The sequence below is a fragment of the Pseudoalteromonas sp. 2CM39R genome (genome assembly GCF_023161845.1).
In genome coordinates, this window is the sequence record NZ_JALNTM010000023.1 from 33,396 (window position 1) to 59,402 (window position 26,007).

At 40.0% G+C, this 26,007-nt stretch carries 21 protein-coding genes; 9 read left to right on the forward strand and 12 right to left on the reverse strand.

All coding sequences use genetic code 11. From position 1 onward, the window contains the following. The first annotated feature begins 88 nt into the window (after positions 1-88). Complete coding sequence (locus MTF66_RS32040; RefSeq protein ID WP_138622635.1) at positions 89-2,314, forward strand: S9 family peptidase; 2,226 nt, start codon at positions 89-91, stop codon at positions 2,312-2,314. Between the two features lie 276 nt (positions 2,315-2,590). After that, positions 2,591-4,228: a methyl-accepting chemotaxis protein gene (locus tag MTF66_RS32045; RefSeq protein ID WP_138571315.1), complete on the forward strand. Its 1,638-nt coding sequence runs from the start codon at positions 2,591-2,593 to the stop codon at positions 4,226-4,228. Between the two features lie 53 nt (positions 4,229-4,281). Here MTF66_RS32045 and MTF66_RS32050 read toward each other — a convergent pair whose 3' ends face one another. Together MTF66_RS32050 and dinB are read right to left on the reverse strand one after the other, a co-directional pair. Then, positions 4,282-5,817 (reverse strand): leucyl aminopeptidase family protein, encoded by a 1,536-nt coding sequence (locus MTF66_RS32050; protein ID WP_138622633.1) that lies wholly within the window; start codon positions 5,815-5,817, stop codon positions 4,282-4,284. Between the two features lie 110 nt (positions 5,818-5,927). After that, positions 5,928-6,983 carry a DNA polymerase IV gene (gene dinB / locus MTF66_RS32055; protein WP_010390908.1) on the reverse strand — a complete coding sequence of 352 codons (1,056 nt, stop codon included), beginning with the start codon at positions 6,981-6,983 and terminating at the stop codon, positions 5,928-5,930. A 398-nt stretch (positions 6,984-7,381) separates the two neighbouring features. Between dinB and MTF66_RS32060 the strand changes: the two genes are divergently transcribed. From MTF66_RS32060 to MTF66_RS32070, 3 genes are all read left to right on the forward strand, one after another. After that, positions 7,382-7,813: a thioesterase family protein gene (locus MTF66_RS32060; protein WP_138622631.1), complete on the forward strand. Its 432-nt coding sequence runs from the start codon at positions 7,382-7,384 to the stop codon at positions 7,811-7,813. 12 nt (positions 7,814-7,825) lie between these two features. Further along, entirely contained in the window at positions 7,826-8,878 is a 1,053-nt protein-coding gene (locus MTF66_RS32065) for an aldo/keto reductase (protein WP_138622629.1), read from the forward strand. 202 nt (positions 8,879-9,080) lie between these two features. Then, positions 9,081-10,019, forward strand: coding sequence for an ABC transporter substrate-binding protein (locus MTF66_RS32070; protein WP_138622627.1), 939 nt, complete (start codon positions 9,081-9,083; stop codon positions 10,017-10,019). On the opposite strand, the gene MTF66_RS32075 is transcribed toward MTF66_RS32070, so the two are convergent. The 3 genes from MTF66_RS32075 to MTF66_RS32085 all read right to left on the reverse strand — a co-directional run bounded on the left by MTF66_RS32075 (position 9,946) and on the right by MTF66_RS32085 (position 14,602). Beyond that, positions 9,946-10,572, reverse strand: a complete 627-nt coding sequence (locus MTF66_RS32075) for a fumarylacetoacetate hydrolase family protein (RefSeq protein ID WP_138622625.1) — start codon at positions 10,570-10,572, stop codon at positions 9,946-9,948. The two genes, MTF66_RS32070 and MTF66_RS32075, sit on opposite strands and share 74 nt — an antisense overlap. Positions 10,573-10,803: 231 nt before the next feature. Further along, complete coding sequence (locus MTF66_RS32080; RefSeq protein ID WP_138622623.1) at positions 10,804-13,320, reverse strand: exo 1,3/1,4-beta-D-glucan glucohydrolase; 2,517 nt, start codon at positions 13,318-13,320, stop codon at positions 10,804-10,806. 16 nt (positions 13,321-13,336) lie between these two features. After that, complete coding sequence (locus MTF66_RS32085) at positions 13,337-14,602, reverse strand: sugar MFS transporter (protein WP_010390899.1); 1,266 nt, start codon at positions 14,600-14,602, stop codon at positions 13,337-13,339. A gap of 252 nt (positions 14,603-14,854) precedes the next feature. Here MTF66_RS32085 and MTF66_RS32090 point away from each other — a divergent pair, with 252 nt between their 5' ends. The 3 genes from MTF66_RS32090 to MTF66_RS32100 are packed head-to-tail and all read left to right on the forward strand — an operon-like array spanning position 14,855 to position 18,555. Continuing rightward, positions 14,855-16,189, forward strand: a complete 1,335-nt coding sequence (locus tag MTF66_RS32090; protein ID WP_138594778.1) for a GH1 family beta-glucosidase — start codon at positions 14,855-14,857, stop codon at positions 16,187-16,189. A gap of 15 nt (positions 16,190-16,204) precedes the next feature. Next, positions 16,205-17,533: a glycoside-pentoside-hexuronide (GPH):cation symporter gene (locus tag MTF66_RS32095; protein WP_109875285.1), complete on the forward strand. Its 1,329-nt coding sequence runs from the start codon at positions 16,205-16,207 to the stop codon at positions 17,531-17,533. Positions 17,534-17,544: 11 nt separating this feature from the next. Further along, on the forward strand, positions 17,545-18,555 hold the full coding sequence (locus MTF66_RS32100) for a LacI family DNA-binding transcriptional regulator (RefSeq protein WP_248529669.1): 1,011 nt from the start codon (positions 17,545-17,547) through the stop codon (positions 18,553-18,555). 12 nt (positions 18,556-18,567) lie between these two features. Here MTF66_RS32100 and MTF66_RS32105 read toward each other — a convergent pair whose 3' ends face one another. From MTF66_RS32105 to MTF66_RS32125, 5 genes are read right to left on the reverse strand one after another with little or no spacing between them, the layout of a single operon-like run. Beyond that, positions 18,568-20,529: a response regulator gene (locus MTF66_RS32105; RefSeq protein WP_138622617.1), complete on the reverse strand. Its 1,962-nt coding sequence runs from the start codon at positions 20,527-20,529 to the stop codon at positions 18,568-18,570. Between the two features lie 25 nt (positions 20,530-20,554). After that, a complete protein-coding gene (locus tag MTF66_RS32110; RefSeq protein WP_010390893.1) occupies positions 20,555-21,016 on the reverse strand; it encodes a response regulator in 462 nt (153 codons plus the stop codon). Position 21,017: 1 nt separating this feature from the next. Beyond that, complete coding sequence (locus tag MTF66_RS32115; RefSeq protein ID WP_248529671.1) at positions 21,018-22,502, reverse strand: ATP-binding protein; 1,485 nt, start codon at positions 22,500-22,502, stop codon at positions 21,018-21,020. Between the two features lie 23 nt (positions 22,503-22,525). Then, positions 22,526-22,735 carry a hypothetical protein gene (locus MTF66_RS32120; protein WP_054202227.1) on the reverse strand — a complete coding sequence of 70 codons (210 nt, stop codon included), beginning with the start codon at positions 22,733-22,735 and terminating at the stop codon, positions 22,526-22,528. Positions 22,736-22,774: 39 nt separating this feature from the next. Next, positions 22,775-24,115, reverse strand: a complete 1,341-nt coding sequence (locus MTF66_RS32125; protein ID WP_010390890.1) for a sigma-54 dependent transcriptional regulator — start codon at positions 24,113-24,115, stop codon at positions 22,775-22,777. 225 nt (positions 24,116-24,340) lie between these two features. Between MTF66_RS32125 and MTF66_RS32130 the strand changes: the two genes are divergently transcribed. Continuing rightward, positions 24,341-24,859 (forward strand): NUDIX hydrolase, encoded by a 519-nt coding sequence (locus MTF66_RS32130; RefSeq protein ID WP_248529673.1) that lies wholly within the window; start codon positions 24,341-24,343, stop codon positions 24,857-24,859. A 4-nt stretch (positions 24,860-24,863) separates the two neighbouring features. On the opposite strand, the gene MTF66_RS32135 is transcribed toward MTF66_RS32130, so the two are convergent. Next, entirely contained in the window at positions 24,864-25,379 is a 516-nt protein-coding gene (locus MTF66_RS32135) for a YgjV family protein (RefSeq protein ID WP_248529674.1), read from the reverse strand. Between the two features lie 60 nt (positions 25,380-25,439). After that, complete coding sequence (locus MTF66_RS32140; protein WP_248529675.1) at positions 25,440-26,006, reverse strand: Crp/Fnr family transcriptional regulator; 567 nt, start codon at positions 26,004-26,006, stop codon at positions 25,440-25,442. Between the last annotated feature and the right edge of the window lies 1 nt (position 26,007).

Here is a 26,007-nt window from a genome sequence, read left to right on the forward strand (position 1 = left end):
TTACTTCACACTTTATAGCATTTAGTTGCAGTTGCACACGCTTGTGCTTTACCATCGGGGATAATTTTATGTAAGTAAAGGCAATCCTGTGTTAAAAAAACTAAAACACCTCTCACTGGCAATCCCCCTGATGGCGGGCGCATTAAGCGTTCAAGCAAAGCCGTTAACGCTTGAGCGTATATTTGATGATCCAAGCTTAGCTGGCAAATCTCCGGTACAACTTAAGTTTTCTCCCGATGGTAGCCGTGTTACCTACTTACAAGGTAAAGCAGATGACTACAACCGCTATGATTTATGGGAATATAATTTAAAAGATAACACCAATCGATTGCTCGTTGATTCAGCGCAATTATTTTCAGGCCCAGAAAACCTGTCAGATGAAGAAAAAGCACGCCGTGAACGCCAGCGTATTTTTGGTAAAGGTATTCTTGAATACAAATGGTCAAAAGATGGTAAAGCGTTATTATTTCCTCTTAATGGCGACCTTTATTACTTCGACTTAAAAACAAAAAATAGTAAAAAGCTGACTAACACTGAAGCATTTGAAACCGATGCGCGCTTTTCTCCAAAAGGTAATTTTGTGTCATTTGTTCGTGAGCAAAACCTCTTCGCATTAGAACTGGCATCTGGTAAAGAAATTCAATTAAGTAAAGATGGCGGTGGCGTTATTAAAAATGGTATGGCCGAATTTGTGGCGCAAGAAGAAATGAGCCGCATGACCGGTTATTGGTGGGCAAATGATGAATCTAAAATCGCCTTTACTCGCGTTGATGAAAGCCCTGTTCAAGAAGCGATTCGTAACGAAATTTATGCTGATGAAGTAAAGCTATTTAACCAGCGTTATCCATTTACTGGCACCAATAATGTTGACATTCAACTTGGGGTAGTAAAGCTTAATGATCAAGCAGTTGACTGGATTGACTTAGGCGACGATAAAGATATTTATATTGCCCGCGCTAAGTGGCTAAACGACAGCAATACGCTTTCTTATCAATGGCAAAACCGCTCGCAACACAACTTAGAATTACGCTTTTACAACAGTAAAACGAAACAGCAAACCGTTGCTTTAACTGAAAAAAGTGATACCTGGATAAACCTACATTTTGATCTTGAGTTTTTAAAAGATAAAAAACATTTTGTGTGGGCCTCGGAGCGAGATGGATTTAAGCACCTTTATTTGTACGGTAATAATGGCCAACTTATTCGTCAAATAACAGCTGGTGACTGGGTTGTTGATAGCTTAAAAGGCGTAGATGAAAAAAATGGTATAGTTTACTTTGCAGCGCGTAAAGATACTGCGCTTGAAAGCCACTTATACAGTGCACCTTTATTTAAAAAAGGAGCAATTAAGCGTATAACTGAAAAAGGCCAATACCACAATGTTGTACTGGCAAAAGATAACAAAACCTTCATTGACACTAGTTCATCGGTGAATAAGCCAAATTCAGCAGCGCTGCGCAAAATCAATGGTGAGTTTATTACGTGGCTTGAAGAGAATAAACTAGACGACTCTCACCCACTAACTCCCTTTTTAACCGATTTAGCACAGCCTGAGTACGGTACTATTACCGCTGAAGACGGCCAAGTTATGCATTACCGTTTATTTAAACCTACAAACATGGCTAAGGGTAAAAAGCACCCGGTTATTGTTAACGTGTATGGCGGCCCTCATGCTCAGCGAGTAACTAATAGCTGGCGTAGTAAAAACTTATACTTTCAATATATGGCGCAACAAGGTTATGTTATTTTTCAACTAGATAACCGCGGCTCTTACAATCGTGGTAAAAAGTTTGAAGATGCAATATATGAAAATTTAGGCGTTGTTGAAGTAGCTGATCAGATTAAAGGCGTTGAGTTTTTACGTACACTTGATTACGTAGACCCTGCACGCATTGGTATTTATGGTCACAGCTACGGTGGTTATATGGCGCTAATGACCATGTTTAAAGCAGGCGATTACTTTAGTGCTGGTGTTTCAGGCGCACCTGTAACTGACTGGGCCTTATACGATACTCACTACACCGAGCGTTACTTGGGTCACCCTGATACAAATGCGCAAGGTTATACCGACAGTGCTGTTTTCCCATATGCTGAAGGCCTTAAAGGCCCATTAATGATTTACCATGGTATGGCCGATGACAACGTCTTGTTTACCCATGCAACAAAATTGTTTAAACAGCTGCAAGATAACAATCAACAGTTTGAAATGATGACTTACCCAGGCTCAAAACATAGTCTTCGCGGTAAACAAGTTCAAACTCATTTACATCAAACTATTACTAACTTCTTTAACCGTAATTTTAATACAAATTAACTAACGTTAGGTTAATTATTCGACTAAAGGCTGATACAAGTATCAGCCTTTTTTTATGCAAATAAGATATATTGAAACGTCAACAAACAATAATTAAATCCATTTAAGCATAGAGTAACTAAAAATCTAAGCCTGAGCGCGCAACTTGTATTGTATTTAAATTAACCGCTAACAACTAAATATAAAAATTCAATATTATGAAAATAAAGCTCTATTAGCCTATATTTTAACTATGCTTATTAAAGAGAAGTAATGCTCTTATACAGGAACATGTTTATGCTAAATCTCCGTCGTTTTACTATATTTCAACGTCTAGCCATTTTAGTAGGGATTGTAATATTTGGTTTAATTGTATTGAGTATTTCGAGCTTGAGTAACCAATACCAAGCGCTCAAAAACGAGCAATACCTTAAAACTAAAAATGTGGTAGAAACTGCATATAGTACTATTAAGCACTATGCAGCCCTTGAACAAAACCAAACTCTTACTCGCCAACAAGCACAGTCTCAAGCAATCGCCTCAATCCGCTCATTGCGCTATGATGACACTAACTATTTTTGGATCAATAATTACCAGCCGGCGATGGTAATGCACCCAATAAAACCAGCTCTTGAGGGAAAAGATTTAACTAATAATAAAGACCCTGATGGCACCCCGTTATTTGTTGAGATGGTTAGCGTTGTAAAACAATCCGGCGAAGGTTATGTGCCTTATAAATGGCCAAAGCCCGGTAATGACAACCCCGTAGATAAAATTGCGTTTGTTAAAGGTTTTGATCAGTGGCAATGGATAATCGGCTCGGGAGTTTATCTTGATACCATAGACAGTGCCTTTTCGCAGCAGCGCACTATCATCATTATCAACGTTGTTATTATGATTATTGTGGTGGTGTTATTTAGCTACTTTATTGGCCGAAGCATTTTAACGCCGACTCGTTTAGCAGCGCAGATGATGAAAGATATCTCTCAAGGTGAGGGGGATTTAACTCGTACTCTCAACGAAAATGGTAATGATGAAATATCTCAACTTTCGCGGTCATTTAATTTATTTGTCTCTAAAATTAGAGAGTCTTTAGTACTAGTCGCCAAAAGCGCAAACGATGTAAACGAGCATGCCCATGCTGTAGATGATTCTAGCAAAACCAGCCAGTCGTTTATTGAGCTTCAAAACGACAGTAGCACCCAAGTAGCCGCTGCAATGGAGGAAATGACTCATCAAATTCATGATGTTAGCCGTAATGCCGAAGCCGCTGAACAAGCCGCAAATGATACTGCCAGTAATGCATCAACGGGTAAAAATGTGGTATCTAAAACGATTATCGCCATTGAAACCCTCTCGAGTAATATAGAAACCGTAAGCAAAGTAACCGCTGATCTTGCTCAAGAGAGTAATAATATTGGCTCGGTGCTTGATGTAATAAGAAGTATTGCAGAGCAAACTAACCTGTTGGCACTCAATGCAGCCATTGAGGCTGCACGGGCAGGTGAGCATGGTAGAGGCTTTGCCGTCGTAGCCGATGAAGTAAGAACCTTAGCAAGTCGAACGGGTAAAAGCACTGATGAAATTCAAGCCATGATAGCTAAACTGCAAGAAGGCGCTAAAGCCGCAGTTGAGGCGGTAAAATCTAGCCAAGAAATTTCTATTTCTACGGTTGAACAAGCCTCTTCAGCAAATACATCACTGGATGAAATAGACAGGTTAGTATCGGTGATCACCGATATGAACGGCCAAATTGCAAGAGCAACAGAGCAGCAAACATCGGCCGCAGATGAAGTGAACTTAAGAATTAACGATCTTTCGCAATCAACGGAGCAATCATTAGGTAATACAAAGGATTTAACCCTTGCCAGCGACAAACTCAAACAAAGCAGTGTTGAATTATCTAGCGTGGTATCGCGCTTTAAGCTTAGTTAACTCAATTAAAAAAGCCCTGATTTTCAGGGCTTTTTAGACTTATTTATAGAGAATTATAAACAGTAGCGGGCAAATAAACTGCTTACTGACGCCGCAGTTGGTTTACCATGTTGCCAATCGCCGCCTTCAACGCCACTACCGGCAATATCCATATGCACATAAGGGAGTGGTAAAGTAGACTCATTACCATGCTTATCTAACCCGCCTACAACAGCTAAAAATGCCATAGGGAATTGATGACCGCGCGCTGTGACGGCAGAAGCCGCATTATTACTAGAAAGCACATCATCGGCTAAAGTACGTGGTTTTATAAAGTCATAATCTTCACGACGTGAACGTGATACTTCAGCACCGTCAGCCCATAAATCACCACAATCAGCTAATTGACGTGAAATATTAGCACTACGTGCTGGCCCATTTTCTACATAAGCACCATATGGTCCCATCGCACGTGCAGCATGCCCTGTTAAAGTAGCCACAGTAAACAGCGTTGGGTTTATTTCGTTTACAGCCAAATCTTTCATTTCACTAAGTAAATCACCCATCGCTAGACGCCCTTCGGCATCAGTATTACCAATGCGCACTCGCACACCTTCACGGCTAGTAATAATTTCATCAGGAACAAAACAATCTGAACCAATTGAGTTACGTACCACTGCTAAAAAGGCAATCACTTTAACGCCTTTAGGTTGGTAATCAGCAACTGCTTTCATAAATCCAGCCACAGAAGCCGCACCGCCTTTATCTCGGCTCATACCTGCCATGTAGCCGCCTACTTTTAAATCTGCACCGCCTGTGTCATAAACTAAGCCTTTACCAACAAACATCAGTGTGCGTGTTACTTCACCCTCTGGTACATATTCAAGTTTAACAACGCGTGGATGATGACGCTCTACTGCATAAGATGCACGAGCAACAGTACTTAGCATCGGATAGTGTTTATCAATGGCAGCCAAGTCATCAATCACATCAACGCTCACTGCGCTATTATTAAATAGTTCGCTACAGTAATCAGCAAAGCGTGGTGGTGCCATACGTTCAGGCTCGGTACCACATAAATCACGTGCAGCATATTGTCCAGCTGCTAATGCATTGACTGCTTTAATCGTTTGCTCATTGGCATCAATTAAACCGATTTGAGTAATTGGCTCAATACCATGACCATGAAATTCACGTGCTTCAAGAGGCTGCCATAATGCTTGGCATGCGCCTAAATAGGCCACTTCCAGCGCGTGTTGGTAACGGCTGTCGGTATTTAAAGCAGGTAAGTAAATAGCGGGGTTAACACTGCCTGACGCTTTAGCCTCGTTAATGGCTAATTTAGCCGCATCAAAATAGCGACGTACATCATCATAATCTCTATTTAAAGGGCCTGTTGGGGCTAATACAACACGTTTACCGGCAACTACTAGCAAGGTAACTTGATTACCTATGCGAGAGTCTACTTGAGCTTGATTTAAAATTGCATCGCGCAGAGGCGTATTTGGTATGTGAGAAAAGTCATCGCTGATAATAATTAGTGCATCGTGTGATGCACAATCTAGGCTTGCACTAACTGGCTGAGCCAGCACTGCTTTTGGATATGCCATAAAAAAGGATCCTGTTAGAAAACGTAGCCCCTATTATTATTTATTTAGCAATTTATAACCAGTAAACTGCGGTAATCTGCATACTTACTGGCAACCTAGAGTTACAGCTTTTACACGTCTAAAATACTCAGCTGTAAATTATGCTCTGGTTGGTTTTTAATACCAACACCAATTCCTAATAAACGCACAGGTTGTTGTAATCCGCGTTGATAGGCTTTGGCGAGTAACTCTTTAAAAATAGCCGTGTTTAATTGATGATTCGCTTGATCTGCTGAGGTCACAACAAAATTAGCAAATTTAACTTTAACACTTAACTTGTTAATTTTATTTTGTAGCTGCTGTTTGTTTAATCTAACCTCGAGCTCACCTAACAGTTGCGGTAATTGCTCCAAGCACTCATCAAGACTATTTTTGTTGTATTCATAAGTATGCTCCACGCTCAATGACTTACGAATCCGCTCAGTTGAAACCCGCCCTATATGCTCCCCCATACATTTTTGATATAACGACACGCCAAAATTCCCCACATGTTGCTGCATCCAATTAGCCCCTTTTTCGCGAACATCTTGGCCCGTGTACAACCCTTTTAAATTAAGCTTCTCCAAGGTTACCTTACCCACTCCTGGAATTTTACCTAGTGGTAATTGGGCTAAAAACGAGTCAACTTGCTCAGGCAATACTACAAATTGGCCATTGGGTTTATTTTCATCGCTAGCAATTTTGGCTATAAATTTAATTGGCGCAATCCCCGCAGAAGCGGTCAGCCCTGTGGTATTAAAAATATCGGTGCGGATCTGCTCAGCAATTAACGTTGCACTGCCTTTAAATGCAGTACTGTCGGTAACATCTAGGTACGCTTCATCAAGTGAAAGAGGCTCAACAAGATCAGTATAGCGGTTAAATATAGCGCGGATTTGAGTTGATACTTGTTTATAAACAGCCATTCTTCCGGGCACAATAACTAAATCGGGGCAAAGCTGTTTGGCATGATAGTTAGACATAGCAGAGCGCACCCCATACTCTCTAGCAAGATAGTTAGCGGTAGAGAGCACTCCACGGCGACTGTTACCGCCAATTGCCAGCGGTACACTTGCAAGCTTGGGGTTGTCGCGCATTTCAACGGCTGCATAAAAGCAGTCCATGTCTATATGAATAAACTTTTTCATCACACAATAACAACTGTTTATTTATACAGCCATTATTGTGTAATCGCTATTAATTAGCAAGCTTGTTGTTATTTAAAAAGGGCGCCTATTTTTCTTAGGCTTATTAAAACAATACATCCAAAATAAAATTTCTAAAGAAAAGCCTAATAAAATCAAAATAATTGCTCCTGCCTCATTACCCATAGCGTAACAAGTAAACGACGCTATAAAAACGGTGCATGCCAATAACCAATTAATTATATTCTGCATAGTTATCTCCTTGTGTGTTAATAGTTACTATAGTCATGAATTCAAAGAGGTACAATTTTAGCCCTAGAATTTTTGCCAACTATAATTCCCTTGAGCTCATCCGACCATGTTGCTAATCTAAATACTTTAAAACCAAGAGCTATAAATACATGGAAACGTTTAAACAACAACACCCTATTCATACCGACATTACTGTAGCGTGGGGCGATATGGATGCCCTACAGCATGTTAATAACTGTGTTTATCTTCGTTATTTTGAAATAGCCAGAATCGACTTTTTAAATAAATTAAATTTATTTGATACTATCAATGCTAAAGCCACTGGCCCTGTGATCAGTGAAAATAATATTCGCTACAAACGCCCTGTGACGTTTCCTGACACATTAAGCGTAGGTATTACTATTAGTGATATTAAGTCAGACAGATTTATAATGAATTACAGTGTATTTAGCCATGCGCAAAATGCGATAACGACCACTGGCATATCAAAAGTGGTGATGTTTGACTTTAAAACAGGGCAAAAAGCCACGATCACAGAACCTTTGTTATCGGCTTTAAAAGCAAACTCTGAAAACGAATAATTAGGATTAGTAATGCAATATAGTCAATTAGGCAGTAGTGATATTAGTGTTTCTAGGGTCTGTTTAGGTAGTATGACTTGGGGAGTACAAAATACCCAGCATGATGCTGATGAGCAAATAGCCTATGCTCTTGACCGTGGTGTTAACTTTATTGATACGGCAGAAATGTACGCAGTTCCTCCCTCTCCCGATACTTATGGTAAAACTGAGGAAATTATAGGGAATTGGGTCGCACGTAATTCACAGAAACGAAAAGACATTGTTATTGCTACTAAAATTGCCGGTAATGGGCTTTCATGGATCCGTGATGGTGGTGATATTACTCGCCAAGCTGTTATTGATGCAGTTGATCAGTCTCTAAAACGCCTACAAACCGACTATATTGACTTATACCAATTACATTGGCCAAATCGCCGCACTCCTCATTTTGCAAGGCAATGGCCTGGCATGCTTAAATTTACTGAGGTCGATGCAAAACAGCACACCGCTGACATGCTTGATATTTTAGAGGGTTTAGATGCGTGTGTTAAAGCGGGTAAAATTAAACACTGTGGACTTTCTGACGACACCCCGTGGGGGATTAGCCAATTTTTAAATTTAGCCAAAGAGCACAATTTACCAAAAATGGTGTCTATTCAAAATGAGTTTAGTTTAGCGCATGCGAAAGATTGGCCTTATTTAATAGAGCAATGTGTGCATGAAGATATTGCTTATTTACCTTGGTCACCTTTAGCTGCTGGACTATTAACGGGTAAATACCTAAATGGAGCGCGCCCTGAAGGCTCTCGTTGGACATTTATGCAGCGTAACGGTATTTTTAGAGATACGCCACAATCACAAAAGGCGACCAAAGAGTATGTTGAACTTGCCCATGCACACGCTATCACCCCTGCACAATTAGCGCTAGCGTGGTGTAATCAAGTGGATGGCGTTACCTCATCTATTATTGGTGCCACTACTATGGCGCAATTAAAAGAAGACATTGATGCATTTGAGCTAACCCTTAGCGACGATGTACTACTAGCGATTGATACCATATTCAGAAATAACCCAATGCCATACTAGGGCTTATTAATTTTTGGGGATTAAAGTTTGTTCTATATAGGGCGATTTAATCACGGCAAGAGGTTTTAAGCCTAGCAGGTGATCAAAAACAGCAAAGTATAAATACGTTTCAATGAAATTGATGCTTTGCTGTTCTTTATGTTTATTTTTTAGGCACTGCTAGTATAATACGCAACAAATTTTCTAGGCGGATCTATTTGTAATGCAATCACTTCGTTTTTTATGTCTTGGCATTTTGGTCACTTTTTCTACTTGCAGTCATAGTAAAACAGCAAAGCCAATAGAAGAGATTTTATGGTTACAAAGTAAAACCCCTCCGTTTCATTTAAGCAAAGAAACAAAACAGCTTGGCTTATGCGATGATTTAACACAACAGCTAATGCATAGCATAAAAGGGGTGAAACATACCCGCTTAGTTTTACCGCAAAAGCGGATTAATAAATACATAGATGAGGGTAGGAACGTTTGTTTTCCATGCGCTATTTACAAACGCAGTGCAAATAAACAGTTTTTATATTCATTACCTACGGCGGTTTATCCCCCTCATAACATCATAACTACCGCGGCAAAAGCACCTGAACTAATCTCTAAGCATGGAAACCCTATAAACTTAGTGGGTTTACTTGCTGATAAAAGCTTCACTTACGGTCAAGCTGATGCACGTCGTTTTTCTGTGCAGATTAACAATATTATTGAAAACTCATTAACTCACTCTAATGTTTCTATGAGCTGGAGTAGTGATAATGAAAGTGGTGTTGTAATGGAGCGCTTAAAACACGGCTCTTTAGATTACTCGCTTGATTACCCATTTATTACTAGCCACTTCAGCAAAGGCAATCAATCAAATATTGTAAACCTACCGATTGCCCAAAATAAAAATAAATTAGTTCCAATAGCCGTTGGTTGTGCGACCAATGCCCCAAATAATTTTGCATCTATGGCAATAAAAAAAATTAATCACGCACTAAAAAACAATATTTTAACCTCAGAGCAATACAAAAATAATCAGCAATACTGGTTAAATGAACACTTTGAGGACTTTAATAAAGCCTATAATCAATATGTGCTTAACTTTGATTCACAGACCAATGATGCTCCAATAAACACTGCTGACCAGAGTCAGAATAAAGAGCAACTTTAAACTCTCGCCCGGCGCTTACCATCCCTACGCCAGCAGGCGTGCCGGTCATAATAATATCGCCCTCTTCTAAACCCATAAACTCATTTACCTCTGCCAGAATTTGCGCAGGTTGGTGCAACATTAGCTGGGTTTCTCCGTGCTGAATTACTTTACCATCAATATGTAATTCAAATATAAACGATGTCATTTCTGGCGTTAACTCAATAAAATCACTAAATAATGCTGAGCCATCGAATGCTTTAGCACGTTCCCACGGCAAGCCCTTTTCTTTTAAACTGCTTTGCAAAGCTCGCTTAGTCAAATCAAGTCCAATCCCTACGCCTGCAAGCTGCTTATTTTTTATCACAAAGCATAATTCAGTTTCATAATGCAACGTATCACCGTTATGGGAAGAGAGTAAGGTATTAGTGATCGCGCTATTAGGCTTATTAAAAATTACCATTTGCTCAGGGTGCTCGTTGTTTAATTCAGCAATATGCGCACTGTAATTGCGCCCCACACAGACTATTTTTGAAGGCTGTATGCTCTGCGAAGCCAGCTTTATTTGATTCATTCTCTCACCTGTTAATTACATAACGCTTTTAATATTTTGGCATACTCTCAAATAGTTAACGCAAAAGCGAATGCAGTTTTATTATGTTTTTATGATAACTATTGAGCTGAATATAATCAATCACATAGAATGGAATAAAAGTAAGAAGGGACTAATTTGGTAGGTTTTGTACTATGTGTTTAAAAATAATAAGCAGGTACTCTCAGTACCTGCTTATTAATAGATTATTGACTACTTACAAGTAACACTACTTTGCTCGGCAGCATTTGCAGTTATAGCTAGTTTAGCTATAGATACATGCCAATCACCTTGCGTACTTAACTGCCATGGCGAAAATACTTGTGCTAAGTCAACACCCTGCTCTGCAAAACAACTTAAGTTGATGTTTAATGTTTGCCATTGACCTGATTGCTCAAGGTTATCGGTAATATCAAACTTACCCTGACAACTTTCGCCACAGCCCATAGCAATCCACAGCGGGCTTGATGCCGCTTTATCTACTTTAATTTGCATTTGCAATTGGCCATTGTTTTCAACGTATGAGCGTAAGTCAGATGGGAATGCCGCGGCTAAATTAACCCCAGCCATCGCTTGGCCATTAAAACGAATAGCGCGTGCATCTTCTTGCACCTCTTTATCAAATGTTTGGATGCTCACCGCACCTAATGACTCGCGACTGCTCGCCACCGTTTTTTGCTGCTCGCCACTTTTTAATACCAACGACCACGGTGCTTTTATAGCACGTTCAAACAACACTAAGTCGTCCAATTGTTCAGTCTGTTGATTTTGCTCTACCAAGTCATCTTTAAGTACGTTGCTATCACCGTAGGTTAAGCCAAAACCATAAGGAAGTAATGGGCTATAAGCTTCGTCGTTGCGGTTTTCATTGTCGATTGGGTTATTCGGCCATGAAAACGATAACTTTCCTTTAAAGTCGTGGTTAATTGAACCGTCTGCATTTTTAAACAATACATCACTTATTGCATCACCTTCACTGCCTGGAAGCCAAATAGCAACAAACGCATCACTGGCATTTAGCTCAGCATTAACCCACATTGGGCGACCGCTAATAAATAATGATACAACAGGGATTCCTGCATCTTTAAACTTTCTCAGTAGCGCTAAGTCGCTTTTATTACCGCGCTGGTATTCTAGGTTATCAACATCACCATTACCCTCTGCATATGGTTGCTCACCAAACACCACAATGGCTACATCTGGGCGTGCTTTGTATTCCCCTTCAACACTCAGCATTGCACTGCCACCAGCTTGCTCTACAGTATCTTTAATACCTGCGTAAATAGAGCTGCCGCCAGGGAAGTCACTGTTGGTATTGCCTGTTCCTTGCCACGTAACGCTCCAACCACCCGACTGCATGCCGATGTTATCAGCCCCTATGCCTGCGACTAATACGTTGGTCTTAGGCGATAATGGCAGTAACTGCTGCTTATTTTTAAGTAATACTAGAGACTCGCGTACAGCTTGTTTAGCCACTGCACGGTGATCGCTACTACCAATAATTTCAGTTTTTCCAGAAAGAGGACGCTTCGCGGGGCTTGGTTTATCAAATAATCCTGCGCGCACTTTAACGCGTAGGATACGCGTTACCGCATCGTTAATTCTGCTTAGTGGAATTTCACCGCTGTTAGCTTGGTTAACCAAGTTGCTAAATAGTGGTTTCCACTCATCTGGCGCCATGTACACGTCTAAGCCTGCATTAGCAGCTTGAGCACAGTTACTATTTGAACAGCCTTTAACTTGTCCATGGCCATTCCAATCGCCAACAACAAAGCCATCAAAACCCATTTTTTCTTTTAATACATCGGTTAATAAGTATTTGTTACCGTGTATTTTATCGCCATGCCAGCTGTTAAACGAAGCCATAACCGTTTGCGCACCTGCACTCAAACCACCTACATAACCTTGTGCATGAAGCGCAAATAACTCTTCTTCAGAGGCGATATTATTACCTTGATCGTCGCCATTGACAGTGCCACCATCACCTAAAAAGTGCTTAACGGTGCTAACTACTCGCGTATCCGACAAAAAGTCTTCATCTACAGCGCCTTGCAATCCTTTAACGATAGAAGCGGAATACGCTTTCACTATTTCAGGGTCCTCAGAGTATCCTTCGTAAGTACGGCCCCAGCGGTCATCACGAACCACCGCAACAGTAGGTGCAAATACCCAATCTATACCGGTAACCATTACTTCTCGCGCAGTAGCGGCGGCTATTTTTTCAATAAGTGCAGGGTTGTTTGCAGCACCTAAACCAATATTATGCGGAAATAAGGTCGCGCCAATAACATTGTTGTGTCCATGTACCGCATCAGTGCCCCACATTGTAGGGATTGTGCTGCCATCTAAAGAATCATCAATAGATGCTTGGTACATTTCTTCGGCTAAATCAACCCAATCTTCAGGGGTTGCATGTTTATTATTGTTTGGAAATGAACCACCACCATTTAAGTAAGAACCAAAACCATACTTACGCATATCTTCAACCGTGATATTACGGATTTCAGGTTGGATCATTTGCGCTATTTTTTGCTCTAGCGTCATGCTCTTTAGCATATCAGCGATTTTTTGCTCCATTTGAGCATCGCTTTTAATACCTGTTTCTATTGTTGGCCAAATTTCTTTTGGGCTTGTCGCATCACTAGCACTGTTAGAGGGTTGCGAACAACCGCTGCTGGTTATTGCTGCTAGCATCAGCGCAGTGATTGAAAAAGTGCGTTTAATAATCATAACATTCACCTAAAACTCAAAGAGGAGTTGACGTTGTTTTTTTTGCACCAAACAGCGCGAAATAAGTAATATATAAATAGCAACCAATGGGCAGAATAAGAGCTAATTGCACACCGATGTTATCAGCTAGCATACCTTGTAATAACGGAATAATGGCACCGCCAACAATCGCTAAACATAAGATACCCGAACCCTGCGAGGTGTATTTACCAAGCCCCTGCAGTGCTAAACTAAAAATAGTAGGAAACATAATAGAGTTACATAATCCAACTAATAAAATAGCCCACATAGCCAGTGACCCTTGACCCGTCATAGCAATTAACACAAGTAAGCCTGCTAAAATACCGTGACAAGCTAATACTTTGGCTGCGTTTAATTTTTGCATAATCGCGGCGCCAGCAAAGCGCCCTATCATTGCACCTGCAAAATAATAGCTAATGTAATGTGCTGCTTGTTGCTCTGGTAAGCCTGCAATATGATCAAGGGTTAAAAAGCCAACTAAAAAACTACCTATGGCCACTTCAGCCCCTACGTAAACAAAAATACCAATCGCGCCTAAAATAAGGTGACGATATTTCCATACACTGCCTAAATCAACAAACTCAGTGTCACCTTGGTTTTCTGCTTCACTGTCAATCGCTTTACCTAATTTAGGTAACTTTAAAAAAGCAAAAATAATCGCCAATGTTAATAAACTTGCACTGAGCATTAAATAAGGAAACTTAACTTGTTCTGCTGTAGCTTGACTAATTTCTGACAAAATTAACCAACTACCAAACAATGGCGCAACAGTTGTACCTAAAGAGTTAAAAGCTTGAGTCATAGTTAAACGCGAAGACGCTGTTTTTGCAGGCCCTAATACGCTTACATAAGGGTTGGCAGAGACTTGTAAAATGGTAATCCCTGAAGCAAGTACAAACAAAGCAAGTAAAAATAGTTCGTAAACATGTGCCTCTGCAGCGGGGTAAAATAGTGCACACCCTATCGCAGCAACAACCAAACCAACAACAATACCAAATTGGTAACCTATTTTACTGACCAGCTTCCCTGCAGGAATTGACATAACAAAGTAGGCACCAAAAAAACAAAATTGTACCAACATTGCTTGGGTGTAATTAAGGGAGAACATTCCCTTTAAATACGGAATTAAAATATCGTTTAGGCAAGTAAGAAAACCCCACATAAAAAACAAGGTCGTAAGCGATGTTAACGCAAAGGTGTGTGTAGACCCTGGTTTTTGGCTGTTTTCTGCTGCCGGTAGTGGCTGTGTGATATGTGCCATAGTATAATCTCTAATTATTTTTTAATTATCAGATTGTTACCTCTATTTTATTGCGTTTAGTAAAACTTAAAATGCAGATAATAGTTGCAACACCAAATGTAAGCGCTTACATTTATAGCATATAGAGAAAATTTATCAATTTATTTACAAAAATATTGTAAGCGCTTACATTGTTGTATTATGCAATTTATATTGCTTAGCTAACTATTGTAAAGCTCATTATTATTTGCAAGCTTAAGGACGTATCTCATTGTGTTTAAAACAATCTCCTTACCAGGCACGTCAGCCCTCTTGAAGCCGCCGTTTATTTTTGGGGTTGCTACAGCCTCTTTTCAAATAGAGGGAAGTTACGATACCCGCCTCCCCTGTATTTGGGATACTTTTTGTAACAAACCAAACACCATTGCAGATAACAGTAACGGCAACCAAGCATGTAAACACATAGAATATTGGCAACAAGATGTACAAATGATTGCTGATTTAGCTGTAGACGCTTATCGTCTTTCGATTTCTTGGCCACGCGTTTTACACCAAGATGGCAGCTTGAATATTCAAGGAATGTCGTTTTATAAATCGCTATTACAAGCTTTAAAAGCGCGTAACATTAAAACTTATGTCACTTTATATCATTGGGATTTACCACAGCATTTAGAAGACAACGGTGGTTGGCTAAATCGCGATACCGCGTATCAATTTGCTCATTACACTCACATAGTAACTCAACAACTAGAGGGCTTAGTTGACTCTTATGCGACCTTAAATGAGCCTTTTTGTAGTGCCTACCTAGGCTATGAAATAGGGGTACATGCACCAGGCATAAAAAGTCAAAAAGCAGGACGCCAAGCAGCGCACCACTTACTGCTTGCCCATGGACTCGCAATGCAAGTGATACGTAAGAATTGCCCCACGATAGAAGCCGGTATAGTACTTAACTTTAGCCCATCCTATCCGCTTACCACTGCTGATCAACGCGCTGCTAAATTAGCTGATGACTATCATAACCAATGGTATATACGGGCAGTACTAGAGGGCTGTTACCCTGAAGTGATTAATGAGCTTGCAAATGATGCAAAGCCCCAGATTAGTGATGGAGATATGGCAATTATTAGCCAAAAGATCGATTTTTTAGGGGTTAATTACTATACTCGTATTCATTACAAAAATACCCCAGATCATTGGTTTAGCGAAGTTTCTTTAGAGAATGTTGCCACCACCGATATGGGCTGGGAAATATACCCGCAGGGATTGTGCGAATTACTGCTTTCACTAAATGATCGTTACACTTTACCTAAGGTATATATAACAGAGAACGGTGCAGCGATGGCTGATATATTAATAAATGGTAAAGTAGATGACATACAACGTATCAATTATTACCATACCCATCTTAATGCCGTTCATAATGCAGTTGAGCAAGGCGTTAATGTACAAGGCTACTTTGCATGGAGTTTAATGGATAATTTTGAATGGGCCTATGGTTATGAAAAACGCTTTGGGCTAGTCTATGTTGACTACCAAACTCAACAACGTACCTTAAAACAAAGCGCAATTGCGTATCGTGATTTTCTTAAACAGCGCCAAAAATAATAACGAGTGGCTTTTATGCTGAGTAAAAAAGAAAAAATAGCTTACGGCCTAGGTGACACGGCCAGTAATATTATTTTTCAAACCGTCATGCTGTTTTTAACTTTTTTCTACACTGATATTTTTGGTATTTCGCCTGCTGTTGTGGGCACCCTTTTTTTAGTAGTTAGAGTTATTGATGCAGTAACTGATCCAATAATGGGCGCACTCACTGATGCCACTCATACTAAATACGGTAGCTACCGACCCTACCTACTTTGGCTTGCCATCCCTTTTGCCGTTATAAGCGTGATTACTTTTACTACCCCTGAGATGGATGACGCCAACAAAATTATTTACGCCTTCGTTACCTACACCCTGCTAATGTTAGTTTACACCGCAATTAATATTCCTTATTCGGCACTTGGCGGCGTATTAAGTGGCAATCCCAACGAACGTGTCTCCATTCAATCATACCGGTTTGTATTTGGCATGTTAGGTGGTTTGCTGGTTACAAGCTGCACCTTGCCTTTAGTAAAATGGTTTGGCAATGGTAATAACGAAATGGGCTATCAACTCACCATGCTGGTTATGAGTTGCCTAGGTGTGGTGTTATTTTTAATTTGTTTTCGTTACACCAAAGAGCGAGTGAGCAATCCACCGCATAAATTATCTTTAAAAACACAACTTCACGTTTTATGGCAAAATCAGCCGTTTAAAATCTTGTGTATGGCAGCGCTGGTATTATTAACCAGTATGGTATTGCGCACAACGTTGGCTATTTACTATGTAAAATATGTTCTTGGCAAAGAAGATTTAATCACCGAATTTGTAACCTTAGGTATGATTGGTAATATTTTAGGCTGCGCTTGCGCACAACCTTTAAGTAAACGCCTTGATAAGAAAGCGGCTTATGTTTATCTGCAATATATTTCCGCCATATTGAGCTGCATTGCCTTTTTTGTTCCTAATGAACACGTTTTACTGGCGTTTTTAGTGTATTTTTTATGGTGTTTTTTCACTCAAATGGCAACGCCTTTATTATGGGCAAAAATGGCTGATACTATAGATTACGGAGTCTGGCAAAATGGCCTTCGACTCACGGGTTTAGTTTACGCAAGCATCGTATTTTTTATCAAATTGGGGCTTGCATTAGGCGGAGCGATTGCCGGTTGGTTACTTGCTTATTATCAATATCAAGCCAATGTGGAATTAAGCGAGGCAACTAAAAATGGTATTTTAACCTCATTCACACTTTACCCTGCGATTGGTAGTGTACTTGTGGCATTAATAATGAGTAAATACAGCCTAGACAATAGAACCATTAAAAAAATCACTGCCGATTTAACACAGAAAAGCAATTTGTAGCAAGGAATAGTATGGCCACCATTTATGAAGTGTCAAAGCTTGCAGGGGTGTCACTTGCCACTGTTTCAAGAGTAATGAACAACAATGCAAACGTAAGTGATGCAACCAGAAAAAAAGTCACCTTAGCCATGGAAGAGCTGGGCTACCGCCCTAACTCTATTGCGCAATCACTGGCTTCTAATTGCTCGAATAGTGCGGGCTTGTTAGTTTCAGAGCTTAAGGGTCCATTTTATGGGCCGATGATGAGCGGTATAGAGAACACCCTAAGAAACCAAGGTAAACACGTTATTATTACCGCAGGCCACAGTGACGCAGAGCGAGAGCGACAAGGCATCGAATTTTTAATTAGCCGTAACTGCGACGCACTTATTTTGCATGTTGAAGCTATTAGTGATGAATACTTAATAAAACTCAGTAAAGGCAAAACCCCGTTTGTTTTGCTAAACCGCTATATTGAAGAGCTCGCCGACCGCTGTATTATTCTTGATAATACTAAAGGTGGCTATTTAGCCACTAAATACATTATTGAATCGGGCCATAAAGAAATTGCGTATATTAGCGGCCCATTATGGAAAAAAGATGCCCAAGAACGCTTAAATGGGCATAAACAAGCGCTTGATGAATTCGCCATTAAATTTGATGAAAATAATTTATTTGAAGGTGACTTTGTAGAAGAAAGTGGCTACGAAGGCTTCGCTACACTGTATAAAAACAACCCCGCCTTTACCGCCTTGGTATGTGCCAATGACGAAATGGCCACTGGTGCCATGGTGAGTGCCAGAGAGCATGGTATACAACTACCTTCGCAGCTTTCAATTATTGGCTACGATAACGTGTTTTTTACCCGTCACGTTTACCCTCCGTTGAGCACTATAAACTATCCTATCGATGAGATGGGTAAAGTGGCAGCGCAGTGGGTACTGAGCCATGTTTATCAAAAAAGCGTACACCCTATTCAAACGTTATTTGAGCCCGAGTTAGTTATACGCCAATCTGTGGTTAAACCTTTAACATCTAGGTAAGCTAATAGGGTGTTAAACAAGCTGATTGAGTAATGCTAAATTTATTGGTTTTAACAATACCTGCTCTATTTCTAGTTGCCTGATATGCACGGCATCGGGCTCCATACCACTAATAATAACGCGCTTAATATTAGGGTAATGCTGTTTAATAAACCCAGCCAGCTCTAAACCGGTTCCATCTGGCAAATGCATATCAAGTAATACTTTATCGTAATTACTATTATGCTCTAGTACTGCCTTACAGTCTTTAACACTTGTTGCTATATCGGTATCTACATCCAAGCTTTCTAGTAATAGCTGGGTAATTTGTGCGGCATCAGCATCATCTTCTACTAATAAAAAGCACTTCTTATCTCTACTCGGTTTAGGCATTGGCTGAATAGATGAAGTAGGCTGTTCTTTTTGCCCGAGCCTTAACTCTAAGCATTGATAAAGCAAGTTGGAATCGACAGGTTTGGCAATCATATCGTCAAACCCTAACGCATTGAGTTCGCTATGAATGCCTTTCATAGTCGCAGCAGTTAAGGCTATGATTGAACCTTTAAACCCTAGCTTTCTAAGCTCAATAGCAGCTTCTTTTCCGCCCATTACTGGCATGTGGATATCTAAAAATATAATATCGTAGGTTGCGTGCCCGTCTGCTAGCTGTTTTTTTACTTTTTCAAGCGCTTGCTTACCATTATCAGCATAATCGACCGCAGCGCCTGCTGAACCGATTAAGTGACCAACTAACACACGTAAATCGCGTAAATCATCAACCACCAACACCTTACCGCTCACTTGGCAGGGGGCTACTTTTTGCTGCATATTGGGGGTTAAATCAAGTTTTAATAAATTGCGCTCTACCTGTCTGATATCACCAGGATATAAAGAAATGGTAAAGGTTGACCCTTTACCTACGTGAGAGTCTAATGAAATATCCCCCTGCATACGACTAAGTAGTTCAGAACAAATAGCTAAACCTAAGCCTGCACCACCGACTGAACGCGACTCTACATCAGCTATTTGCTCAAAAGGCTTAAAGATGAGAGCTTGTTTTTCTGGAGCAATGCCTAAGCCTGAGTCTTTAATACTAAAAAATAGCATTTCACGCTCATTGACTACTTCAGTCCACGCGTTAACCACAATCTCGCCTTGCTCAGTAAATTTAATCGCGTTATTGATCAGGTTAATAAGAATTTGTCGAACTCGAGTGGCATCTACACGAATGACTAGTGGTAAAGGCTCCAGTGATTCAAACTTTAGTGATAAGCCTTTATCGAGTGCCGATACGCGCATTAATGTAAATACGTCGGCCATTAAGCTATCAAGGTTAACCTCCCCTAAACTCAGTTCGAGTTTATCGACAGCAATTTTAGATAAATCTAAAACATCATTCAGTAAGCTTAATAAATGCTTACCATTACGATAAATCACACCGAGCTCGTTCTCAGCCTGCTTGTTAAAGTCACTGAGCATCAACAACTCGGTATAACCTAAAATAGAAGATAGCGGTGTTCGCAATTCGTGGCTTAAATGTGCTAAAAAGCGATCTTTTGAACGGTTTTCAGCCTCGGCTTTTAAGCGTTCCACTCGCTCATCTTCTACATCACGGCGCGCTAATGCGTAGCGAATAGAGCGAGCAAACCGGCTACCACTCATTTCGTTTTTAACTAAGTAATCAACAGCTCCGGCATCAAGCGCAGCTGAATCGAGGGCATCGTTTGACTGCCCTGTAAGCATAATAATAGGCCCACAAAAACCATTTTTAAGCGCTTGTTTTAAAACACTTAAGCCATCAGATGCCCCTAAGCGATAATCAAGCAAGCAAATATCATGTTGATTTTTACTCAACACTTCCACCGCCTGCTCAGGAGAGCTTATCCAGTCTATGTCAAACACATGGGAACTGAGCTGCTCTAAATAGTCACGAGTTAAAATATAATCATCTTCATCGTCTTCAACCAATAGCAGTTTCGTTGCCTTTGCTAACATAGCGTCTCCTGTTTTAATAATATGCTTAATCGTTAAACGTGCTTGGTAGCTCTACAAACTCAACCCAGTATTTACCCAGCGTTTTCATCAACTCAACTAACCCGTCAAACGTAACCGGCTTAGTTATGTAAGACGCAGCGCCTAGGTTATAACCTTTAACCATGTCTTCTTCTTGCTTAGATGTGGTTAAAATTACCACTGGAATGCCTTTTAGGTTTGGATTTGCCTTAATAGCTTCAAGCGCTTCACGACCATCCATTCTCGGCATGTTTAAATCAAGTAAAATTAAGCCTGGTCTTGGCGAGATGCTTTTATCTACAAACTTGCCTTTGCGCTCTAAATACTCCAAGAGTTCAACACCGTCTTCAACAAAATGTAATTCATTTAAAACGCGACTTTCAGCAAGCGCATCTTGGGTTAATAAACGATCATCTTCATCATCGTCTGCCATCAAAATGGTAATCGGTTTTACGTTTGTTAATGGCATATTATGCCTCTCCTTGTAATGTGAATAACTCTGCATCCACAGGTAATTTAATGATGAAAGTTGCCCCCTCACCTAGGGTGCTTATCGCAGCAATAGAGCCGCCGTGTCGTTCTACAATTCGACGACATACAGATAAACCAATACCCGTTCCTTTATATTCTGAACGGCCATGCAAACGTTGAAATGGTACAAATATTTTATCCGCGTACTCATCAGAGAAGCCGATACCATTATCTTTTACGGTAATGACATGCCAACATATTTCACTGTTATGATCTTCACTAAACTCACATACTCGTTCAAAGTCAACATTAACAACCGGGTCAACGTTAGGCGCTCTGAACTTCACTGCATTGGAAATTAAGTTTAAAAACAGCTGATGCATTTGACTCGGATCTGCCTGTATAATGGGCATATCAACCGTAACAACCTGTGCATTACACTCATTAATCGCTATTTCTAAATCACCTTTTATATCATTCAGAATGCTGTTTAAATCGGTGTCGGTAAAATCTTTACCTCGGGTTGTTACTCGAGAGAACTCTAATAAATCATTAATTAAATTAGACATCCTTTGTGCGGCATTTTTCATGCGGGCAATATAATCTGCGCCTTTTTCGCCTAATTCGTCTTTAAACATGCTTTCAAGCCGGTCACTAAATGCTTGAATTTTCCTTAGCGGCTCTTGCAAGTCATGGCTGGCAACAAAAGCAAACTCCTCTAACTCTCGGTTACTACGACTCAATTCATCAGAATACAAAGTAAGCTCTTGAGTACGTTCAGTCACTTTACTGGCTAAGGTTTCATTTTGCATTTCCAGCTCGGCACGATACTCGGCCGCATTTTTCAAGTTCAACCTCGCCAATAAAAACATACCCAAAATCAATAATGTACTTGTAACTGCAGTAATACCAAAAGTGATTTTAGCTTCTTTCTTAATTTGTTCTAATTTCGAAAAGTGACTAACTTTAAACAACAATTCACGCTCTTGAATATCATTAACCAACGCCCGAATCTCTCTGTAAAGATCACGCCCTTCATGTGTATTGAGCCTCAGAAGTGCACGCTTTTCTTTATCATTTAATGCTAATTCAACCGTTTTTTTCAGCTCAGCTATTTTAGCTTCAACCAGTAATAATAACTCAGCAATACGCTGTGCCTGCCCATCAATTTCAGAATGTAAGGCGCTCACATGGTTAGTTTGAGACTCTATTTGTGCGACGGCATCGTAATAAGGCACTAAATAATCATCAGTTTGGGTTAATAAATACCCTCGCTGTCCCGACTCAGCTTGCACTACTGAAAGGTGCAATTGCTCTATCGCCGTACTTAGCATATTAGTGTTATCTAAACTTTGTTGAGTACGCGTTAGGCCTTGTATGGTATTAATGGCTAAAAAAGCATTACCAACAATAATACACAGCACTATAGATATAAATAACGCCCATACTACATTTGCCTTGCCTTGCTGTTTGCGTTTAATCATTTATCGTCCTGAATTAATTAGGGTTACTTCGACTCTGAAATAAGCTGCAAACTGTCACTGCACGCTTGGCAATTAGCAATTATTTTATCCAGTGCGGCGAGTGCTTTATCTTTTGGCATATCGTTTTCAAGTACTAGCTTAATTAGTTCAGCATTCATAGAAATACGATTTAGTGGCGCACGTGCGTCGTGTACCAGCTCATTCAAAGGTTTTGCCTGTTGTGGTAATGCCATTAAAGTCCTCGTTTTGTTGTTATTAAATTTGCATGCTGGTTATTTATACTCGCCAATACCACCATAAGCATTTAAACGGTTGTATAAGGTTTTAGTACTAATGCCTAACATTTGTGCCGCTAATGTTTTATTACCTTGTACCTTATCGAGCGTGGCATGAATAAGCTCTTTTTCAACTTCTTCAATTGTTTGCCCTGCTGATACCTGTTTGTCCTCAGATTGAGTATTAACCCTTGAAAAAGGCGATTCTAAGTTGTCAGGTAAACTAATTGTGCTAGTTTGCGGGTCGCTCATAATAAAAGCGCGATGAATAGCATGGCGAAGTTCACGTACGTTACCTGGCCAGTCGTATGTTTGTAGCTCTTTAAGCTGTTCGTTAGCCCAGGCAAACGCTGTACCATTTTCATCGTTCAACTGACCTAAAAACGCTTTTGCGAGTAATGGAATATCTTCTTTTCGCTCTCGTAGTGGCGGTATATCAATTGGAAAAACAGCCAGTCTAAAGTAAATATCTTCACGTAAAATATTATTCTGCGCTAAATCGGTAAGGGAGCGGTTAGTCGCTGAAATAACACGGCAATTTACTGGTAACTCACGATTACCGCCTACTCGTGTTACTTTTTTAGTTTCAAGTACACGCAGTAAGTTAGGCTGCATATCAATCGGCATTTCGGTGACTTCATCAAGAAATAACGTTCCGCCGTCTGCTTGTTCAAACACGCCCTCTTTACGAGCAATGGCACCGGTAAATGCGCCTTTTTCGTGGCCAAATAATTCACTGCCAATAAGCTCTTTTGAAAGCGCCCCACAGTTACTAGCCACCAGTGGACCTTCGCATTTACTAGCATTATGAATGGCTTGGGCTACCACCTCTTTACCTGAGCCACTTTCACCCATAAGCATAACATTAGCATTGGTTTTAGCTACACGCTCAATCATCGTATAAAGCTGTTGCATGGGCGCAGACTCGCCAATAAGCGTGTCAAAATGATGAGTAATAGCGGCGCTTTTCGCTTTTTTTACTGTTTTTTTAGGGCCATTTAAAACCAGTTCTAAATCTTCACGTTGCAGCGGCTTTAATAAATGCGACACATTAGGCTCACACATCTCAGCTAAAATGCCTTTGACCGAAGGGTGACCTGAAATAAGGGTGACTTTAGGCGATTGACCAATCATTTTTAAGTGATCCAGCAAGTGCAAACCACTGCCATCAGGTAACATAAAATCGAGCAGCACATGATCAAAGGTGTTATTTTCAAACCATTGATGCGCTTCTTTTAAACTGGTTGCTGTATTAATGTTGTGGCCAAGAAACTCAACAATATGGCAAATAACATCACTAAATTCGACGTCGTCATCGACTAAAAGTATATTTAACATGAATAATCCCTGTGCTTTTTCACTATTCTACTCACCCTTTAATGTAAATGAAAGATATACATAATTAAGGTACACAATGCAGCTGGTTTATTTTTAATCCACTAGTTTAATCATAAGTAGCTGTATAGGCGCTGAAATAGCACTGCTTTATGCTGCTTATTAAATTTCTATTAAAGCAATTAATATAACCAACTGATATAATTTATTTTTATTACAGGAGTTGTTATGCGCTTATTAAAAACCTACATTCATCCCTCAATCAATATTGAGCAAGGTCGTCAATTTTCTCGCCCAACCGCTCGCGCTATTGCATTTAAGCAACAACACATTTTACTTATGTATACTCAGCGCTACGACGACTTTAGCTTACCTGGCGGTGGGATTGACTCACATGAAAGCATAGAGCAGGGATTGATCAGAGAACTAAGTGAAGAAACTGGCGCACAAAATATAAAAGTATGTAGCGAGTTTGGGCTTTACGAAGAATACCGCCCTTGGTACAAAGATGACTTTGATATTATTCATATACAATCATACTGCTACCTCTGCCAAATTGATGAGCAACTAGGCCAAGCACAGCTTGAACACTACGAACAACAAAATGGCATGCAGGCTAAATGGGTTGATATTTTCCAGGCGATAGCCCATAACGAACGTACACTTGCAAACAGTGACAAGCAAGGGCTATCAATTATTCGCGAAACCTATCTGCTAAAAGCCATTGCAGCACAGTTTTTTTCCTAAGTGTTTAGGGTTGCGTTTGCGGTTCGCTCAGCGATTTTTTACCCACATAAAAGCGGTATAGTCCTAATAAGTTACTACTTAAAAATAGGCTTTCCATGATTATTGCCACTGGCGAGCCGGCAAAAATATTATGTGTTATCCAAAAAGAGGTTCCCACCACCATACATAACCTTAAGTGCAAATCTCGATTTTGAAATGAAGCGATAGTTTGTATTAATGTCGCCACCAATGCAAAGACACTAAACCAATCTTGCCAAGTAAAATAAACGGCTAAGCAGCTTAAAGCCATAAACCCAAACATAGCCCAAGTATGCTTAAAGTAAATACAATAAAAATAACGCACCGCGGCAATAAACATTAAGCAGCCGGCACTGTTATAGCCCAATATAAAAAAGTGAGCAGAGGTTAATAATACTGAGGTAAATAAACAGCTTAAAATAATTCGTCGGGATTTAAACTGAAATGAAGCTAAGTCGAGTAAAGTAGCGACTGCTACTAACGATTGGGCAATTAAAAACATAACACTCCAAGGTATTAAAGCTTAAAATGGGGAGTGTATAGTGCTTTATGAAAACAGCACTTAACTTAAGTTAAGTCGCTTACGAATTCGTGATAACGAAATAGCCGAAATGCCTATATACATTGCCACTTGGCTTAAACTTAACTGCGCCAACCAATGAGGTTTATGTTTGAGTAAATAGCAGTAACGCTGCTCGGGACTATTGAGTAATAAGAATGCTTCTTTGGCTTCTTTAAAAATAAGTTGCTGTGCAATAAGCTGCTGCTTAATCAGTTGATACTGTGCTTGCTCAAATAGTGTTAGTGGTACTTTAATTACATTGGCTTCGTTAATCACTTTTAATTGATAAAACGCAGGAGTTGAGGTCATCCAATTGGCAAACAGCAAAGCAAATTCATTTTTAAAATAAAACTCTTTACACTTTTGCACGCCTTCAATGTCGTCATGAATAGCGCCTAGAACCCCGTCCACAACTAAATACCCATAACTTTGCAGATCGCCTTGTTGCACTAATACGGTATTGGGCGCTATTAGTTGCTGAGGATACTTACCAGCCAATTGCACTTTAAACTTGTTTACTAGTGCTTCATAACTGTCGCCAAGCGATAAAAGTGGATTATCAGACATT

Coding starts and splice junctions, on each gene's coding strand:
- MTF66_RS32045 (WP_138571315.1), top strand. CDS start 2,591: ATGCTAAATCTCCGTCGTTTTACTATATTTCAACGTCTAGCCATTTTA.
- MTF66_RS32050 (WP_138622633.1), bottom strand. CDS start 5,817: ATGGCATATCCAAAAGCAGTGCTGGCTCAGCCAGTTAGTGCAAGCCTA.
- dinB (WP_010390908.1), bottom strand. CDS start 6,983: ATGAAAAAGTTTATTCATATAGACATGGACTGCTTTTATGCAGCCGTT.
- MTF66_RS32060 (WP_138622631.1), top strand. CDS start 7,382: ATGGAAACGTTTAAACAACAACACCCTATTCATACCGACATTACTGTA.
- MTF66_RS32065 (WP_138622629.1), top strand. CDS start 7,826: ATGCAATATAGTCAATTAGGCAGTAGTGATATTAGTGTTTCTAGGGTC.
- MTF66_RS32070 (WP_138622627.1), top strand. CDS start 9,081: ATGCAATCACTTCGTTTTTTATGTCTTGGCATTTTGGTCACTTTTTCT.
- MTF66_RS32075 (WP_138622625.1), bottom strand. CDS start 10,572: ATGAATCAAATAAAGCTGGCTTCGCAGAGCATACAGCCTTCAAAAATA.
- MTF66_RS32080 (WP_138622623.1), bottom strand. CDS start 13,320: ATGATTATTAAACGCACTTTTTCAATCACTGCGCTGATGCTAGCAGCA.
- MTF66_RS32085 (WP_010390899.1), bottom strand. CDS start 14,602: ATGGCACATATCACACAGCCACTACCGGCAGCAGAAAACAGCCAAAAA.
- MTF66_RS32095 (WP_109875285.1), top strand. CDS start 16,205: ATGCTGAGTAAAAAAGAAAAAATAGCTTACGGCCTAGGTGACACGGCC.
- MTF66_RS32100 (WP_248529669.1), top strand. CDS start 17,545: ATGGCCACCATTTATGAAGTGTCAAAGCTTGCAGGGGTGTCACTTGCC.
- MTF66_RS32105 (WP_138622617.1), bottom strand. CDS start 20,529: ATGTTAGCAAAGGCAACGAAACTGCTATTGGTTGAAGACGATGAAGAT.
- MTF66_RS32110 (WP_010390893.1), bottom strand. CDS start 21,016: ATGCCATTAACAAACGTAAAACCGATTACCATTTTGATGGCAGACGAT.
- MTF66_RS32115 (WP_248529671.1), bottom strand. CDS start 22,502: ATGATTAAACGCAAACAGCAAGGCAAGGCAAATGTAGTATGGGCGTTA.
- MTF66_RS32120 (WP_054202227.1), bottom strand. CDS start 22,735: ATGGCATTACCACAACAGGCAAAACCTTTGAATGAGCTGGTACACGAC.
- MTF66_RS32125 (WP_010390890.1), bottom strand. CDS start 24,115: ATGTTAAATATACTTTTAGTCGATGACGACGTCGAATTTAGTGATGTT.
- MTF66_RS32130 (WP_248529673.1), top strand. CDS start 24,341: ATGCGCTTATTAAAAACCTACATTCATCCCTCAATCAATATTGAGCAA.
- MTF66_RS32135 (WP_248529674.1), bottom strand. CDS start 25,379: ATGTTTTTAATTGCCCAATCGTTAGTAGCAGTCGCTACTTTACTCGAC.
- MTF66_RS32140 (WP_248529675.1), bottom strand. CDS start 26,006: ATGTCTGATAATCCACTTTTATCGCTTGGCGACAGTTATGAAGCACTA.